Raw genomic sequence first — 16206 nt, forward strand, 5'->3', positions numbered from 1 at the left:
GCGCTACCTGGGAACCTGTCGATGACCGCACCCACCGCCCCGCGCTGGCCCGTTCGCTACCTGCTGTTCATCGGCGGCCTCGGCGGCCTGCTGTACGGCATCGACATCGGCATCATCGCCGGTGCCCTGCCCTACCTGGAAGCCACCGCCAGCCATGCCTGGCAGCTCAGCAGCCAACAGCTCGGCTTCGTGGTTGCAGCGGTGCTGCTGGGCAGCGTGCTGTCTTCGTTGTTCGCCGGCATGGTGGCCGACCTGATCGGCCGACGCGGCGCGATGCTGCTGGCGGGCGTGCTGTTCACCGCCTCGATCCCGATCATGGCGCTGGCCTCGGGTTACACGCCGCTGCTGCTGGGCCGCCTGCTGCAGGGCATCAGCGGGGGCCTGATCGGCGTGGTGGTGCCGCTGTACCTGGCCGAAGTGCTCAGTCCCGAGCGGCGCGGCCGCGGCGCGGCGATGTTCCAGCTGCTGCTGACCATCGGCCTGGTGCTGGCTGCCCTCATCGGCCTGTACCAGGCGCATGCCGTGGATGCCGCCGCCGAGGCGGTGCGCTCGCTGCCGCTGGCACAGCAGGCGCAGGAACTGTTCGTCGTGAAGGACCACGCCTGGCGCACCATCTTCTGGAGTTGCCTGGCACCGGGCCTGCTGTTCTGTGCCGGCATCTTCTGGCTGTCCGAATCACCGCGCTGGCTGGTACGCCGTGGCCGCGTGGAAGACGCGCGCCGCAGCCTGCAGCGTGTGCTGCCCGCTGCCGATGTGGAACCCACGCTGGCGCAGATCCAGGCACCGGAAACGCGCAGCAGCGATGGCCGCCGTGATCCGCTGCTGAGCCGCCGCTACGTGGTGCCGTTCCTGCTGGCCTGCGTGGTACTGGCCTGCACCCAGGCCACCGGCATCAATTCGATACTGGCCTACGCGGTCAACATCCTCAACCAGGCCGGCCTGTCCGGCTCGGTGGCCAACGGCGCCGACGTGGCCATCAAGCTGCTCAACGCGGTGATGACCGTGGTCGCCCTGCTGCTGGTCGACCGCAAGGGCCGCCGCTTCCTGCTGATGCTGGGCAGCGGCGGCATCTGCGTGGCCCTGCTGGCCGCGGCCACGCTGTTCTTCCAGGCCGAGCGCGGCCGCGCCGATGTGCAGCCGCAGCTGCAGGCCGCAGTGAGTGGTGATGGCCTGCAGCTGGTGCTGGATGACGCGCAGTGGCAGCGCCTGGCTGCTGGCACCGACAGCGAGGGCCGGCCGCTGCAGCTCACCGTGTCGTATGCCTATGGCGATTTCACCAACGTGCGTGCCCTGCGCAGCGACAACCTGGGTGACCGCGAACTGCGCATCGCGCGTGCCGGCACCGTGCAGCCGGACAGCGTCATCGGCGCGTTCTTCCGCCACCTGCACCTGAACCCCTTCGCTGACCCGGCCAGCGCCGCGCAGGCGCCGCTGCGCATCGAACAGGCACGCATCGGCCCGGTGCCACCACCGGCACACGGCTGGGCCGTGGCCGCGTGCATCCTGGTATTCGTTGCGTTCTTCGCGGTCGGCCCCGGCGTGTGCGTGTGGCTGGCACTGTCGGAACTGATGCCAAACCGCATCCGCTCCAATGGCATGAGCATCGCCCTGCTCATCAACCAGTTCGTATCCACCACCATTGCCGCCATCTTCCTGCCCACGGTGGGGCACCATGGCTATGCCAGCATGTTCCTGTTCTGGGCCGGCTGCACGTTTGTGTTCTTCCTGGTGGCCGCCCTGTGGCTGCCGGAAACCAAGGGCAAGTCGCTGGAGGAGATCGAAGCGCGGTTCGCCAGCAACCGGGCGTGAAGGACAGGCGGGTAGAGTCGACTGTCAGTCGACTTGCGCGAAGCGCGGGAAGGACGGTCGACCAACGGTCGACTCTACCCGTCGACGTCAGCGGCCCGTGATGTGCTTCTCCAGCGCCTGCGCTTCGGCAATGCTGGACAGCCCGCTCAGCAGCATTGATTCGCCGAACGGGCCCTGCACCGTCGCCACCATCAGCACACGGCCATCCACGCTGATGGCCGCACGCTGGCCCACCAGGGCTGCGGTGCCATCGTGGATGCGCTGGTGTGCCTCCGGGCGGTAGCGGATCTGCAGGCCCGGTTGATTGCCGTCGTCCAGCACATAGCGCACATCGGCGATGTCCGCGCTGCCGGCAATCGGCGGTTCACGCAGGGCCAGTGCCTCGCCCTGCCACTCAACCGGCGTGCCCTTGCCCTCCGCATCGACCGCGCTGAGGCGCACGTCCACGCCGGGGCGCGGTGCCTGCTGCCTGCCCACCGGCGCATCAGCAGGTGCGCCCGGCATGCACGCGGTCAAACCCAGCGCCGCGGCCAGCAACAATGCAAGCGCGGCCCTCACGCCAGCGTCCTCAGTTTCAGTGCCACGACAATCTGCAGCAGCCCGTACAGCAGGCTGCCGACCCCCATCCAGAGGGTGGTCACCGCCACCCCGGCCAGCGGGTTGGCCGCAAACAGCAGGCCGAGCACGATCGCCAGCGCGCCACTGAGGATCAGCACCCACTCGCCCCGGATGTGCTTGCGCACGCGCACGGCGAACACGATGCGGTAGATGCCCGCCACCAGCAGCCAGGCAGCCAGCAGCAGTACCAGCACGCTGGCGGTGGCCAGCGGATTGATCACCGCCAGCGTGCCGAAGCCCAGCGAGGCCACCGCGTACAGCAGCAGCCAGCCCCGCGGCGCGCCGCTGCCGCCGCTGATCAACGCAATCAGGCTGATGACCCCTTCGACGATGGCCATCAGGCCCAGTGCCCAGGCCAGCGCGGTGGCTGCGGCCATCGGCCAGCCGATTGCGGTGATGCCAAAGCCAAGCGCGACCACGCCATACAGCAGCAGGATCGACCAGCTGCGGCCGATGGCCGACAACAGCGGAGACGGGGAAGATTCGGGAGACAGCATGACCACTCCTTCGATCAGGTTCCTGACATCATCGTAGCCTGTCGACCAGAAATGGAATCCACGCGGTGTGCACACCGTCATGGCAGACCTGCCGCCAGGTCAGCCGTAGGGCCCACGCGTGCCCGGGTCGCGCCTCAGAGTATTTTGTAGCGGGCCCGCAGCAGTCGTATGGCCTCCGCCAAGCCGTGCTTGACCATGTGTGCCTCCGGAGTTTCGTCACACATCCGAGGCTCGGGTCTCTGCAGCACATGTCCTGCGTGATCTATATCCTCCAATGCCAGCCTCAGCTCTGCCCTGTCTACTCTCTGGATAGCGCGAAGCCGCACGGAACCCGAGTGTTCAAGGTGTCTCACCAGCACGCGCACCTTCATCAGGGTGCCATCAACCATCTCCTCGACCTCGTGGTACCGGGCGTGCGTGCTGAACTGACTGGAGCCGCCGGCCTGCAACCCTTTCATTCCCGTCTGCTGCAGGTAATGCGAGAACTGCTCAAATGCATCTGCGAGCATGGCAGGAAATCCAGCATAGGCACGCGCAATCTGCTCCTCGCTACGCAAGAGCTTCTCCGGGCCCAGAGTGTGGTCAAGGCGGTCGTGCCTCAGCCAGGGGCCATGATCTTCAACCATCCGCAGCCACTCTGGCGCCACCACCTCTGAGATACGGTGTGTCGGAGTCAGGACGCGATATCCACGATGCCATTGGACCGTGACGCTGCTCCGGTCTGGATCAACGTCATCGGCTACATGCAGCCGGATCTCCGGTGGGATGTGACAGAAAATCCCGGCACCTGCGTTGATCAGGCAATCGATGCGTGCGCGCTGCGCGAGCACCACGTTGCAGCTGTAGTGTGCGCAGGCAAGCGTACGGCAATGAACCTCCCCGGTGAATGCGTGCCTTCCCGCCGGCAGGACGGCCAGGCCAAGCCGTGCAGGGCCGTCGACGACAAGGCAGGACCGATGTTGAACGTGCTCATCTTCATCGGCCGCGGCTCCCCCGGTCAGCGAGAAGTTCAGATGGTCGGCCTCCAGACCCTTTCCGCAGATCCAGCCATGGATGCGCAGGTTCGCGTGTCCCGGAAGCGTCCGCATCAGTCTCAGCTGCGAAACAACTACCGGCTCTTCGGCCATCAGAAAGACCGCGTGGGTTGCAGCATCCTCGGGATCGGGAAAATCCCAGGATTGATCAATCAGATGAAAGTCGCTGTGCTCGCGCCTGTGCCGGATCTGGGCCAAGCGCGCTTGCGCCTCGGCAAGATTCAAGACGGTCCACGTCACGCCCTGCCACGTCACAGAGCTTACGGGCGGCGGCCGGTTTGCCCTCGTCCGTCGCAGCAAGTCGGCATGTTGCTGGCCGATCAGCGCCTGCTTGGCTTCGTCATTATCCAGCAGTCGCTTTGCACGTTGTTGCTCCCGCCACAGTTCCCGGGCTCCGTGTGCTGCTCCCATCTCGCTCATCCTTGTTCCATCCGCATAGGCAACGGTGGAGTCAGCATGACATAGGACATCCCCGCGTCCATGCCGTGCCCCATTCAGTCACCGACTCGCTCTCAGAAAGCGACAAGCCGAACACGCTCACGGCACCCGCGCGCACACCCACACGCGCACTTCGTCGGCGCCGACCAGCCGCAGCGTTTCCGCCACTTCCAGCACGGTGCTGCCGGTGGTCATCACATCGTCCACCACGGTCAGGCGCGGTGGCACCGCACCGCGCACACCGAAGGCGTCGAACAGGTTGTCGCGCCGCTGCTCGGCGCTACGCTCCGACTGCGGCGCGGTGTGCCGGCGCCGGTACAGGCCGCGCCACACCGGCTGGCGCAGCAGCCGGCACAACTCGCCGGCCTGGTCGTAACCGCGCTGGCGCAGGCGCCGCGGATGCAACGGCACCGGTGCCAATGGCGGGCACGCCCACGGTGGTGGCAGACGCAGCATCAACTGCGCCAGCAGTCGGCCGACGGCCAGGTCCTGGTGGAATTTGTAGCGGATCAGCAGCTGGTCCACGGGCGGCAGGTACAGCAGGCTGGCATGGGTGGCAGCCTGCGGCGGCGGCTCCTCGCGGCAGGTGCCGCAGACCGGCAGCGCACTGTCCGGCAGCGGCAGTGCACAGCGCAGGCAGGCCCGCCCGGACCAGGGTAGATCCGCCAGGCAGGCGGCACACAGATCCAGGCCATCGTGGCCGGGGTCACCGCAGACCAGGCAGCGCAGCGGCAGCAGCACCTGCAGGGCCGCTGAAGCGGCGCGAGCCAGCGCGTTGTGGATTCCCTGTATCGGCATGCCCGCTACTGTGTGCGCTGCATTCGCTGGATGGCATCAGGGTTAAGCGCCTCGGCGGGTAGGTGCAGGCTGTCCAGTGCAGGCGGTGGCGAGGACACAGGGAATGCACATCGGCCCGCCTACGCTGTGCCCGCCACATGCCGGAGTTGCGGATCGCGTATGAACAAGCGGACCAGAATCATCATCCTTGTCCTGGTGATCGGGGCACTCGCCATGGCCGTGCCCAGCCTCATTCTGTACATGAAGTACGGCGAAACCCACGACCCGGGCCTGCAGAAAGAGGCGGACCGGATGCAGCAGGAGCAGGACAAACCCTGACGTGCCAGCATCCGCCCCCCGCGCACCCGTTGTACCGGCTTGGCTGCCGGACCATTGGAACGTGCTGCCGCGCGACTTCTATCGCCGCCACCCCACGGCGGTGGCACCCGCGCTGCTGAACAAGCTGATCGTGCGCGATGACGGTCGCGCTGCGCGCATCGTGGAAGTGGAGGCGTACGCAGGCAGCGAGGACCCCGCCGCGCATTCCTACCGGGGGCAGACCGCCCGCAATGCCACCATGTTCGGCGAAGCCGGCCGCCTGTATGTCTACTTCACCTACGGCATGCACTGGGGCAGCAACGCGGTCTGTGGCGAGGTTGGCGAAGGGGTGGGCGTGCTGCTGCGGGCGGCCGAACCGGTCGCCGGGGTGGGCGCCATGCAGGCGGCACGGCCTGCCGCCAGGCGCGAACGCGATCTGGCCAGCGGCCCCGGCAAGCTGTCCCAGGCGCTCGGCATCACCCGCGATCTGGATGGAGCCGATCTGGTGGCCGCTGACCGTGGCATCGTCATCGTCTGTGATGGCATGCCGCCGCCGGAATCACCCGTCGTCGGGCCACGCATCGGCATCAGCCGCGCAATCGATTTCCCATGGCGATGGCATGTGCCGGACCATCCGCATGTCTCGGTGCGGCCACGCAAGCGCTAGCTCCCACCTGCCAGCAACGGCGGCAACACCTGCGCCAGCCAGTCGATGAACACGCGCAGGCGCGGCGTCACGTGCCGGTTGTTGGGGTACACCACGTGGAACGGGTACGGCGCCGGCCGCCACGGCTGCAGCACTTCCACCAGTGCCTTGCTGCGCAGCGCAGCGCCCGCCGCGTAGCCGAAGGTCTGCACCAGGCCCATGCCTGCAATGGCGGCGGCCAGGTGCGCGTTGCTTTCGTTGATGCCGATGCGGTGCTCGGCCTTGATCTCGAAGGCACCCTCTTCGCCGCGAAACCGGAACGGCACCGCACGGCCGTTCGACGGCAGCAGGTAGCTGACCAGCCGATGGCCGTTGCGCAGCTCTTCGGGGTAGGCGGGAATGCCATGCGCCTTCAGGTAGCGCGGGCTGGCGCAGGTCACCAGGTGTGCATCACCCAGGTGACGGGCCACCAGCGAGGAATCATCCAGCGCACCGCCGCGGATCACGCAGTCCACGTTCTCGCTGATCAGGTTCACCGCACGGTCTGAAACGCCCAGTTCGATGCGGATGTCCGGGTAGCGCGCCATGAAGTCAGGCAGCACGGGAATCAGCACATCGCGCGCGGTGGAGCCGCCGATGTCCACGCGCAGCAAGCCGCGGGGTGCGCCGCGTGCAGCGCTGAAGGAGGCGTCGACATCCTCCAGGTCACGCAGCAGGCGGCCGGCCTTCTCGTAGTACGCCTGGCCCTCGGCGGTCACCGCTACGCGCCGCGTGGTCCGCTGCAGCAGGCGCACCCCCAGGTGCGTTTCCAGCTCGCGCACCAGCTTGCTCAGCGAGGTGGTGGGCATGTCCAGCGAATCGGCGGCGCGGGTGAAGCTGCCTGCCTCGACGACGCGGGCGAAGGCACGGATGGCATTGAGCTGGTTCATGCGATTGATTATGCACGCACATGCATAGTCATTGTCATTGCGCATGATTTATCGAGAGCGCGCTGCCGCCCATCATTCTCCCACCCGCTGCCACCCCTCCCCGGCAGCCCTTACAGGAGAACACCATGAGCACTGATTTCAACGGCAAGATCGCCCTCGTCACCGGCGGCACCACCGGCATCGGCCTGGCCACCGCCCAGCACCTGGCCAGCCTCGGTGCCAAGGTCTTCATCACCGGCCGCCGCCAGCCTGAACTGGACGCCGCCGTGGCCGCCATCGGTACGCAGGCCACCGGCATCCGCGCCGATGCCGCGCAGCCCAGCGACCTCGATGCGGTCTACGCGCAGATCGCCCGCCAGGCCGGCCGCCTGGACATCCTGTTCGCCAATGCCGGTGGCGGTGACATGCTGCCGCTGGGCGCCATCACCGAAGAACACTTCGACCGCATCTTCGCCACCAACGTGCGCGGCGTGCTGTTCACCGTGCAGAAGGCGCTGCCGCTGCTGGTCGATGGGGCCTCGGTCATCCTCACCGGCTCGACGGTCTCGATCCAGGGCACGGCCAATTTCAGCGTGTACAGCGCCAGCAAGGCTGCGGTGCGCAACTTCGCCCGCTCGTGGGCGCTGGACCTGAAGGAACGCCGCATCCGGGTGAACGTGGTCAGCCCCGGCCCGATCCGCACCCCCGGCCTGGGCGACCTGGTGCCCGACGAAGCTCGCCAGGGCCTGTTCGATCACCTTGCCGCGCAGGTGCCGCTGGCCCGCCTCGGCGAACCGCAGGAAGTGGCCAATGCCGTGGCCTTCCTGGCCTCGGATGCGGCCAGCTTCGTCAACGGCATCGAGTTCTTTGTCGATGGCGGCATGGCCCAGGTGTGATGCGCGGTGGCCGGTGCGGCCACGGATGAATCAGCGCTGCCGGCTCAGGCCGGCACGCGCTCGCGCCAGCGGCGCTTTTCCACGGCCCGGATGTTCGGGGCCTGCCGCAGCAGTTCCAGGTAATGCGGAAGATGCAGCAGTTCGTCGTCACCGAGGTCGCCGATGAACGCCTGCACCTGCACGAGGTTGCCGTAGTTCTTCGCGTACTTCTCCGGCGTGTCGTCGATGCCGATCATCTCTTCCAGCGAGAACCCCAGCCGCTTCAGTTTATACAGCCGCTTCTGGCTGGAATGCCCACCCGTTACCCAGTCACGCGCGATCGAGCAACGCTGTGATGACCACAGGAATTCGAGCGTCCGCTCCGGCATCAACCAGGCCACCAGCGGCTCGGCATACAGCTGGCCGGATGATGTCCACACGCCCACATCGAAGTGCGCGAACGCGAAGTCGAGAAAGGCATCGACGTGGGGGCGCTTGTAGACGTGGTAACCCACCACCCGCGCGTCAGCCGGGCGATCCAGCTCGCACGCACTGGCATGCACCAGGGTTTCGTCCAGATCCAGGACCAGCAACTTCCGCTCGCGCCTGCTCATGCGCTCATCCAACGCATCCCGCGCGACGCAGGATGTGGGTCAGCTCGAACTGGTTGCAACCGCCCCCAGGCAGCGCACCGTCTTCACCCGGAACACCCATCTCGAACCCCTCTTCCACGTCTTCGTAGTAGAGCCACCCGTCAGCGAGATGGGCGACGACCCAGACCGGTTCGACCGCACCCAGGCGATGCAACGGCACCGTGTAGAACGGCACGCGCAGCGCAGCGAAGGCGGCCTGCTGGTCAGGTGTGCAGCGGGCCAGCTGGGCAGCAACCAACGCATCGAGTTCGTCGCGGGTGATTGGCTGCCAGCATCCGGCGCGGGCGTCGAAGGGCTCCATCAGTACGCGTCAGTCGCAATCCTGGTAACCACCCACCACGCCACAGTGCCTGCAGCAGAACAGGTAGGCCGTCGGTGATCCGTCCTTGTCCAACGCGGCAAGGAAGTGCTGCCACTGCGGCCCGTCGTCCAGCCCGGTGCTGTCCTGGATCGCCACCACCGCATCCTTGCCGTGTGCTTCCAGTTCGGCGCGGCCGGCGCGGCCGATGAACTGCGCGGCATCCCCGCAGTGCGTCCACCACTGTTCCTGCTGCCAGCCGTTGAAACCGGGGGTGCGCTGCGCGATCTCGTCGATGATGTCCTCACCGACCTCATCCCACTCGCCACCACCGCCCACGCCTTCCTCGTCGCTGAAGGTGACACCCAGGCGCTCATGTGCCGAGCCATCGGCAATGCACCACGGGCAGATCTGCTGCGCGTACTCCTCTTCGGCATACACCGGCCCGGTATAGACGTAACCGCGCGCCTGCCCGCAGCAGACACAGGGCGTGTCGGCGGCGACCACGCTGCCGGTGGCGACGGGGTCGGGGTGATAGGTGAAGCGCGGCAGATCCATGGCAGTTCCTTCGCTCGGCGGCCCAGTCTAGCGGCACGCCGGCGCCGGAATGCTGTAAACCTGTTTTATTAAATGTACGTTGACAGCCATTGCCAACCCACCCACACTGCCGCCCTCGCTCCAACTCCCCAGAGTCCCGCCATGGCTTCTGCCATCCGCCACGACTGGCAGCACGATGAACTGCAGGTGCTGTTCGACCTGCCCCTGCCGGAGCTGCTGTTCCGCGCCGCCAGCGTGCATCGCGCGCATTTCGATCCGGCGCAGGTGCAGGTATCCACGCTGCTGTCGGTGAAGACCGGCGGCTGCCCCGAGGACTGCGCTTACTGCCCGCAGGCGCAGCGCTACAGCACCGGTGTAAGCGCGCAGAAACTGATGGACACCGACGCGGTGCTGGCCAAGGCGCGCCAGGCGAAGGCGGCCGGTGCATCGCGCTTCTGCATGGGTGCAGCGTGGCGCTCGCCCAAGGACCGCGACATCCCCAAGGTGGCCGCGATGATCGCCGGGGTGAAGGCACTCGGCCTGGAAACCTGCGCCACGCTCGGCATGCTCACGGGCGAGCAGGCACGCGCATTGAAGGATGCCGGGCTGGACTACTACAACCACAATCTGGACACCGCGCCGGATTACTACGATTCGATCATCCACACCCGCCAGTACCAGGACCGCCTGGACACGCTCGGCCACGTGCGCGATGCCGGGTTGAAAACCTGCTGCGGCGGCATCGTCGGCATGGGCGAAACGCGCGCACACCGCATCGGCCTGCTGCTGGCGCTGGCCACGCTGCCGGCGCATCCCGATTCGGTGCCGATCAACAAGCTGGTGCAGGTGGCCGGTACCCCGCTGCATGGCAGCGCGGAACTGGACCCGTTCGAGTTCGTGCGCATGATCGCGGTGGCGCGCATTGCGATGCCACGCTCGATGGTGCGGCTGTCAGCGGGTCGCGAGGCGATGAGCGACGAGCTGCAGGCGCTGTGTTTCCTGGCCGGTGCCAACTCGATCTTCTACGGCGAGAAACTGCTGACCACCGGCAACCCGGAAAGCGAGCGCGACCTTGCCCTGTTCGCGCGCCTGGGCCTGCAGCCGATGACCGTGCAGGTGGACACCGACGGCCACGACCATGGCGGTACCGTGCATGCCGATATCAGTGCCGATGGCCCCGGCTGTGGCTGCGCCCACGCCGCGTGACACGCCGCGTGATCGGGGCGTCGAGCAGGCGTGGCGGCAACGCGCTACCCTAGCCGCCCCGTCGTCGCCTGAAGCCAGCATGGCCCGCCCCGACCTGACCGCCCGCCTCCAAGCCCAGCGCGCGTTGCGCGATGCACAAGGCCGTCGCCGCCCGCGGCGCACGGTCACCCGTCGTGATGGCGTGCGCCTGGAAATCGACGGGCGCTGGCTGACCGGATTCTGCAGTAACGACTACCTGGGCCTGGCCCAGCAGTTCAGCGTGGTCAACGCGCTGCAGGACGCCGCCGCGCGCGATGGCACCGGCGCCGGTGCCTCGCACCTGGTCTGCGGCCATCACGCACTGCATGACGCACTGGAACGCGAAGTGGCCGAGTGGCTGGGCTATCCGCGTGCGCTGCTGTTCGGCAGTGGTTTCGCCGCCAACCTGGCGGTGCAGCAGGCGCTGCTGAGCGAAGAGAACGACGTCTGCGTGCAGGACAAGCTCAACCACGCCAGCCTGCTGGATGCCACGCGCCTGGCCGGTGCGCGCCTGCGCCGCTACCCGCACCTGGACCCGGAAGGCGCGATGCGCCAGCTCAAGCACGCACCCGAGGGGGCGGCGATGCTGGCCACCGACGGTGTCTTCAGCATGGACGGCGATGTTGCGCCGCTGCGTGCCTTGTCACTGGTCGCGCGCCTGCAGCAGGCACTGTTCTACGTGGACGACGCGCATGGCGTGGGCGTGCTCGGCGATGGCCGTGGTGCCGTCGCGACCGCAGGCCTGGGCGTGGACGACGTGCCGCTGCAGCTGGTCACCCTGGGCAAGGCGCTGGGCAGCGCCGGTGCGCTGGTGCTCGGCCGCGAGGATCTGGTCGAGCATCTGGCCGAAACCGCACGCCCCTACATCTACACCACGGCCCTGCCGCCGGCCCTGGCAGCCTCGGCACTGGAAGCGGTGCGGCTGGCCCGCCGCGACCATTGGCGCCGGGCCAAGCTGGCCGACCTGATCGCCCAGTTCCGCGGCGAAGCGCGCCGCCACGGGCTCGACCTGATGGCCTCGGAAACCCCGATCCAGCCGCTGCTGTGTGGCGATGACCACACCGCCGTGGCGATGTCGCAGGCGCTGGAACAGGCCGGCTGGCTGGTCGGTGCCATCCGCCCGCCGACGGTACCCGAAGGCAAGGCGCGGCTGCGCGTCACCCTGTCGGCGCTGCATACGCCCGAGCAGGTGCGCGAGCTGGTCGAAGCGATCGCCGTGGCGCGCGATCGCATCGCCTCGGCGCCGCACGAACTGTTGCCGCCTGCGCTGCCGGCGCTGGCCTGACACGCGCCCGTCGTACCCCATGCATATCGACGTCACCGGCCACGGGCCGGACCTGGTTCTGATCCATGGCTGGGCCCTGCAGGGCGGCGTGTTCGCGCCGCTGGTGCAGCGCCTGGCCGACCGTTTCACCCTGCACGTGGTCGATCTGCCCGGCCATGGCCACAGCCGCGACGACAGCACCCCGCTGCGCCTGCCGCACGTGGTCAACGCCATTGCCGCCGCCACGCCACCGGCGGTGTGGTGTGGCTGGTCGCTGGGCGGGCTGTTTGCCCTGCATGCGGCAGCCACCCTGCCGAAGGTGCGGGGGCTGGCGATGATCGCCGCCACGCCGCGCTTCGTGCGTGGCGAAGACTGGCCACATGCGGTGGAACCGGCCGTGTTCGAGCAGTTCGGCCGCGACCTGGCCACGGACTTCGGCGGCACGCTGGAACGCTTCCTGGCGCTGGACGTGATGGGCTCGGCGCACGCCCGCGAGGAGCTGCGCACCCTGCGCCAGCGCCTGGTCGAGCGCGGCGCCCCCAGCGAGCGCGCCCTGCTGGAAGGCCTGCGCCTGCTGGAAGGCACCGACCTGCGCGGCGCCCTGCCGGCGCTGGGCAAGCCCAGCCTGTGGATTGCCGGCCAGCGCGACCGTCTGGTGTCCCCCACCGCGATGCAGGCCGCCGCCGCACTGGCGCCGGGTGCGCAGGCACTCACCGTCGCCCACGGCGGCCATGCGCCCTTCCTCGGCCACGCCGACGAGGTGGCCGCCGCCCTGCAACACTTCGTTGCCGGCCTGTCACCGGCCGATGGCGGACAATGAGCGCCTTCCGAACTCCGCAGGGTTGACGCATGGATCTGGGTATTTCCGGCCACTGGGCACTGGTCTGTGGCGCAAGCAAGGGCCTGGGCCTGGGCTGCGCACGCGCCCTCGTGGCTGAAGGCGTGAACGTGGTGATCGTGGCCCGTGGCGAAACCGCCCTGCAGTCTGCCGCTGAGGAACTGCGTGCCCTGCGCGGTGCCGCCGAAGTGCGTACGGTTGCCGCCGATGTCACCACCGAGGCCGGCCGCACGCAGGCGCTGGCCGCCTGCCCGCAGGTCGACATCCTGGTGACCAATGCCGGTGGCCCGCCGCCGGGCGATTTCCGCACGTTCGAGCGCGACGACTGGATCGCCGCGCTGGATGCCAACATGCTGGCGCCGATCGCGCTGATCCGCGCCACGGTGGACGCGATGATCGCGCGCGGCTTCGGCCGCATCGTCAACATCACCTCGTCCTCGGTGAAGGCACCGATCGACACGCTGGCGCTGTCCAACGGCGCGCGCAGCGGCCTCACCGGCTTCGTCGCCGGCCTGGCGCGGCGCACCGTCGGCCACAACGTCACGATCAACAACCTGCTGCCCGGCCAGTTCGACACCGACCGCCTGCGCGCCAACTTCGCCCACGCCGCGGGTGGGGATGGCGATGTGCAGGCCGTGGCCGACCGGCGCCGCCAGCAGATCCCCGCCGGCCGCTTCGGCACGCCGGACGAATTCGGCGCCGCCTGCGCCTTCCTGTGCAGCGCACAGGCCGGTTACCTCACCGGGCAGAACCTGCTGATCGACGGCGGCGCCTACCCCGGTACGTTCTAAGAGACTTCCGCAATGTCGTCCCACTTCGATGCCCGCCACGTCCGCCGCGCGTTCGCCCGCGCCGCCAACAGCTACGACGCCGCCGCTGCCCTGCAGCGCGAGGTGCAGTCGCGGCTGATCGAATCGCTGGACTACCTGGAATCACGCAAGCCCGAGGTGGTGCTGGACATCGGCGCCGGCACCGGCCACGCCAGCGCGCTGATGAAAAAGCGCTGGCCGAAGGCGCAGGTGATCGCGATGGACGTGGCCCTGCCGATGCTGGACCAGGCCAAGCGCCAGGCCGGCTGGTGGAAGCCGTTCCAGCGCCTGTGCGGCGATGCGGCCGCGCTGCCGCTGGCCGACAACAGCGTCGATGTGATCTTCAGCAACCTGTGCCTGCAGTGGCTGGACGACCTGCCGGCGGTCTTCGCCGGTTTCCGTCGCGTGCTCAAGCCCGGCGGCCTGCTGCTGTGCTCCACCTTCGGCCCGGAAACGCTGGTTGAACTCAACGAGGCGTTCGCTGCCGCCGATGACCGCCCGCACGTCAGCCGTTTCGCGCAGATCGCCCAGTTCGGCGATGCGCTGATGATGGCCGGCTTCCGCGACCCGGTGCTGGACCGTGACCTGTTCACCCTGACCTACGACGACCTGCCGGCGCTGATGCGCGAGCTGCGTGCGATGGGCGCGACCAATGCGCGGGTGGACCGCCGCCACACGTTGACCGGTCGCGGCCGTTTTGCCGCCGCTGCAGCAGCGTACGAACCCATGCGGCGTGCCGACGGCAAGCTGCCCAGCAGCTGGGAAGTGATCTATGCTCACGCCTGGGCGCCGGACCCGGGCGCGCCGATCCGCGAGGGCGGGCATGACATCGCCTCGGTGCCGGTGTCGGCCATCCCGATCCGCCGCAAGCAGCCCTGATCAAAAGCCGCCGCCGGGCATGGCCCGGCGCTACCGGGTGCGCGAATGGGCCGCGCCGGGCGCGCGATATGGGTAGCGCCGGGCCACGCCCGGCGAGCGCAGCGGCAGCCGCTCAGGTATTGGCCGTCGAACTCAACGGCGGGCGCACCAGGTCGCGGTGGAAGAAATAGATTTCCTGCACCAGGAAACGCCAGCTGGTGTGGAAGCTGCGGAAGCGCGTGCTCGGCGTGGACGAGGCCAGCGCATCGATGCCCAGCGCCTGGCTCAGGCGCAGCGCGCGGGCCATGTGCAGCGGGTCGCTGACGATGATGACCGTGTGCAGCTTGCGCTGCTCCATCAGCCGCTTGGCTTCCACCAGGTTCTGCACGGTGTTGCGCGAGGCGGTCTCGATCAGGATGGCGTCATCGGGCACCCCGTGCTTCAGCGCATAGCGCCGTGCCACCTGCGATTCGGAAAAGCGTGCGCCCGTGCCGCCGTAGCCACCGGTAAAGATCAGCAACGGCGCATAGCCGGCCTGGTACAGGTCCAGGCCATGGCGGATGCGTTCTTCGAACACCGGTGAGGGCTTGGCATCGTAGGCCGCTGCACCCAGCACGATGATCGCGTCGGCCTTGGCGGCCTGGTCACGCTCACCCACCCAGACGATCCAGGCGGTCACGCCCAGCAGCCACACCAGCACCAGCACGAACAGGCGCCACAGCCAGCCCAGCAGGCCGGTGCGCGGTCGATGACGGCCGCGGCTCACGCCGCCTCCCAGCGCAGCGCTGGCAGATCGACGTTGCCGCCGGACAGGACCAAGCCCACGCGCTGGCCGGCAAACCGCGCCGGCTGGGCCAGCACCGCCGCCAGCACGATGGCCGAGGACGGTTCCACCACCTGCTTCAGTACCTCCCACAGCAGGCGCATCGCCGCACGGGTGGCGTCATCGTCCACCACGATCACCTCGGCACCGGCCGCCTGCAGCAGCTGGAAGTTCGGCGCGCCGATCAGGGTGCGCAGGCCATCGCAGAAGGTGTCGGGGGTGAAATCGGTCATCCGCTGCCCGGCAGCCAGCGAACGCGCCGTGTCATCAGCGCCGGCCGGCTCGGCCAGCACCAGGCGGGTCTGCGGGCTGGCGTGCTGCAGGGCCAGGGCAGTGCCGCTGGCCAGGCCACCGCCGCCCACCGGCACCACCAGCACGTCGAACGGGCCGTCGCTGTGCAGCAGCTCCAGTGCCGCGGTGCCCTGCCCGGCCATCACCGCCGGGTTGGCATAGGGATGGACCAGGGTCGCACCGGTATCGGCCTGCACCCGGGCGCAGGTGGCCTCACGGTCGGCGATGGTCGGCGGGCAGCGCCACAGGGTGGCGCCATGGCGGGCGATGTTGGCCAGCTTGGCGGCCACCGCCCCTTCGGGCACCACCACGTGGCACGGGATGCCGCGGGTGCGGGCAGCCAGGGCCAGCGCCGCGCCATGGTTGCCGGAGGAATGGGTGACCACGCCCGCCGCGGCGCGCTCGGCGTCCAGCGACCACACCGCGTTGCAGGCCCCACGGAACTTGAACGCGCCGCCCCGCTGCAGGTGCTCGGCCTTGAACGCCAGTTGTGCCCCGGCCAGCGCATCCAGCGTGTGTGAGCGCAGGACCGGGGTGACATGGGCATGCGGCGCGATCCGCGCGGCGGCGGCCAGGACATCTTCGGCGCGGGGCAACAGTGGATCGCTCATGACGCAAGATTAACGTATGCCCCGACGCTGGCGGCCACGCACCTTGCCGTGCCAGCATGCTGGCCTTCACCGCCATTCAT

General features: G+C 68.5%; 19 protein-coding genes. 9 read left to right on the forward strand and 10 right to left on the reverse strand.

The genetic code is table 11. The features are described 5' to 3' along the window. The first annotated feature begins 21 nt into the window (after positions 1-21). Entirely contained in the window at positions 22-1809 is a 1788-nt protein-coding gene (locus tag QMZ26_RS02355) for an MFS transporter (protein WP_283220447.1), read from the forward strand. Between the two features lie 87 nt (positions 1810-1896). On the opposite strand, the gene QMZ26_RS02360 is transcribed toward QMZ26_RS02355, so the two are convergent. The 4 genes from QMZ26_RS02360 to QMZ26_RS02375 form a co-directional block, all read right to left on the reverse strand. After that, complete coding sequence (locus QMZ26_RS02360; RefSeq protein ID WP_283220488.1) at positions 1897-2313, reverse strand: hypothetical protein; 417 nt, start codon at positions 2311-2313, stop codon at positions 1897-1899. Between the two features lie 50 nt (positions 2314-2363). Then, positions 2364-2924, reverse strand: a complete 561-nt coding sequence (locus tag QMZ26_RS02365) for a DUF308 domain-containing protein (RefSeq protein ID WP_283220448.1) — start codon at positions 2922-2924, stop codon at positions 2364-2366. Between the two features lie 134 nt (positions 2925-3058). Beyond that, a complete protein-coding gene (locus tag QMZ26_RS02370; RefSeq protein WP_283220449.1) occupies positions 3059-4378 on the reverse strand; it encodes a hypothetical protein in 1320 nt (439 codons plus the stop codon). Between the two features lie 117 nt (positions 4379-4495). Further along, a complete protein-coding gene (locus tag QMZ26_RS02375) occupies positions 4496-5194 on the reverse strand; it encodes a ComF family protein (protein ID WP_283220450.1) in 699 nt (232 codons plus the stop codon). A 159-nt stretch (positions 5195-5353) separates the two neighbouring features. Here QMZ26_RS02375 and QMZ26_RS02380 point away from each other — a divergent pair, with 159 nt between their 5' ends. Together QMZ26_RS02380 and QMZ26_RS02385 are read left to right on the forward strand one after the other, a co-directional pair. After that, the gene (locus QMZ26_RS02380; protein ID WP_159095080.1) at positions 5354-5512 is read left to right on the forward strand and encodes a hypothetical protein; all 159 of its coding nucleotides are present in this window, start codon (positions 5354-5356) and stop codon (positions 5510-5512) included. 61 nt (positions 5513-5573) lie between these two features. Beyond that, positions 5574-6158, forward strand: coding sequence for a DNA-3-methyladenine glycosylase (locus QMZ26_RS02385; protein WP_283220451.1), 585 nt, complete (start codon positions 5574-5576; stop codon positions 6156-6158). Here QMZ26_RS02385 and QMZ26_RS02390 read toward each other — a convergent pair. Beyond that, positions 6155-7066 (reverse strand): LysR family transcriptional regulator, encoded by a 912-nt coding sequence (locus QMZ26_RS02390; RefSeq protein ID WP_283220452.1) that lies wholly within the window; start codon positions 7064-7066, stop codon positions 6155-6157. The genes QMZ26_RS02385 and QMZ26_RS02390 overlap by 4 nt on opposite strands. A 125-nt stretch (positions 7067-7191) precedes the next feature. Here QMZ26_RS02390 and QMZ26_RS02395 point away from each other — a divergent pair, with 125 nt between their 5' ends. Continuing rightward, positions 7192-7941, forward strand: coding sequence for a glucose 1-dehydrogenase (locus tag QMZ26_RS02395; protein WP_079224072.1), 750 nt, complete (start codon positions 7192-7194; stop codon positions 7939-7941). A 44-nt stretch (positions 7942-7985) separates the two neighbouring features. Here QMZ26_RS02395 and QMZ26_RS02400 read toward each other — a convergent pair whose 3' ends face one another. Genes QMZ26_RS02400 through QMZ26_RS02410 form a run of 3 tightly spaced genes read right to left on the reverse strand, consistent with a single transcriptional unit; the run spans position 7986 to position 9429 of the window. Further along, entirely contained in the window at positions 7986-8534 is a 549-nt protein-coding gene (locus QMZ26_RS02400; protein ID WP_283220453.1) for an HAD family hydrolase, read from the reverse strand. Positions 8535-8538: 4 nt separating this feature from the next. Then, the gene (locus QMZ26_RS02405) at positions 8539-8874 is read right to left on the reverse strand and encodes a hypothetical protein (protein ID WP_283220454.1); all 336 of its coding nucleotides are present in this window, start codon (positions 8872-8874) and stop codon (positions 8539-8541) included. Positions 8875-8883: 9 nt separating this feature from the next. After that, the gene (locus QMZ26_RS02410) at positions 8884-9429 is read right to left on the reverse strand and encodes a CbrC family protein (protein ID WP_283220455.1); all 546 of its coding nucleotides are present in this window, start codon (positions 9427-9429) and stop codon (positions 8884-8886) included. Positions 9430-9570: 141 nt separating this feature from the next. On the opposite strand from QMZ26_RS02410, the gene bioB reads away from it, so the two are divergent. The 5 genes from bioB to bioC all read left to right on the forward strand — a co-directional run bounded on the left by bioB (position 9571) and on the right by bioC (position 14422). Then, a complete protein-coding gene (gene bioB, locus QMZ26_RS02415; protein ID WP_283220456.1) occupies positions 9571-10614 on the forward strand; it encodes a biotin synthase BioB in 1044 nt (347 codons plus the stop codon). 79 nt (positions 10615-10693) lie between these two features. Next, a complete protein-coding gene (gene bioF, locus QMZ26_RS02420; RefSeq protein ID WP_283220457.1) occupies positions 10694-11917 on the forward strand; it encodes an 8-amino-7-oxononanoate synthase in 1224 nt (407 codons plus the stop codon). 19 nt (positions 11918-11936) lie between these two features. After that, positions 11937-12716, forward strand: coding sequence for a pimeloyl-ACP methyl ester esterase BioH (gene bioH, locus QMZ26_RS02425; protein WP_283220458.1), 780 nt, complete (start codon positions 11937-11939; stop codon positions 12714-12716). 29 nt (positions 12717-12745) lie between these two features. Beyond that, entirely contained in the window at positions 12746-13525 is a 780-nt protein-coding gene (locus QMZ26_RS02430; protein WP_283220459.1) for an SDR family oxidoreductase, read from the forward strand. A gap of 12 nt (positions 13526-13537) precedes the next feature. Beyond that, the gene (gene bioC, locus QMZ26_RS02435; RefSeq protein WP_283220460.1) at positions 13538-14422 is read left to right on the forward strand and encodes a malonyl-ACP O-methyltransferase BioC; all 885 of its coding nucleotides are present in this window, start codon (positions 13538-13540) and stop codon (positions 14420-14422) included. Positions 14423-14534: 112 nt separating this feature from the next. On the opposite strand, the gene QMZ26_RS02440 is transcribed toward bioC, so the two are convergent. Both QMZ26_RS02440 and QMZ26_RS02445 read right to left on the reverse strand, forming a co-directional pair. Then, entirely contained in the window at positions 14535-15179 is a 645-nt protein-coding gene (locus QMZ26_RS02440) for a YdcF family protein (protein WP_174208739.1), read from the reverse strand. Continuing rightward, positions 15164-16126, reverse strand: a complete 963-nt coding sequence (locus QMZ26_RS02445; protein ID WP_079224086.1) for a pyridoxal-phosphate dependent enzyme — start codon at positions 16124-16126, stop codon at positions 15164-15166. The genes QMZ26_RS02440 and QMZ26_RS02445 overlap by 16 nt, the downstream gene beginning before the upstream one ends. Positions 16127-16206 lie beyond the last annotated feature (80 nt).

It is taken from the genome of Stenotrophomonas sp. PFBMAA-4 (assembly GCF_030053215.1).
Classification (GTDB): domain Bacteria; phylum Pseudomonadota; class Gammaproteobacteria; order Xanthomonadales; family Xanthomonadaceae; genus Stenotrophomonas.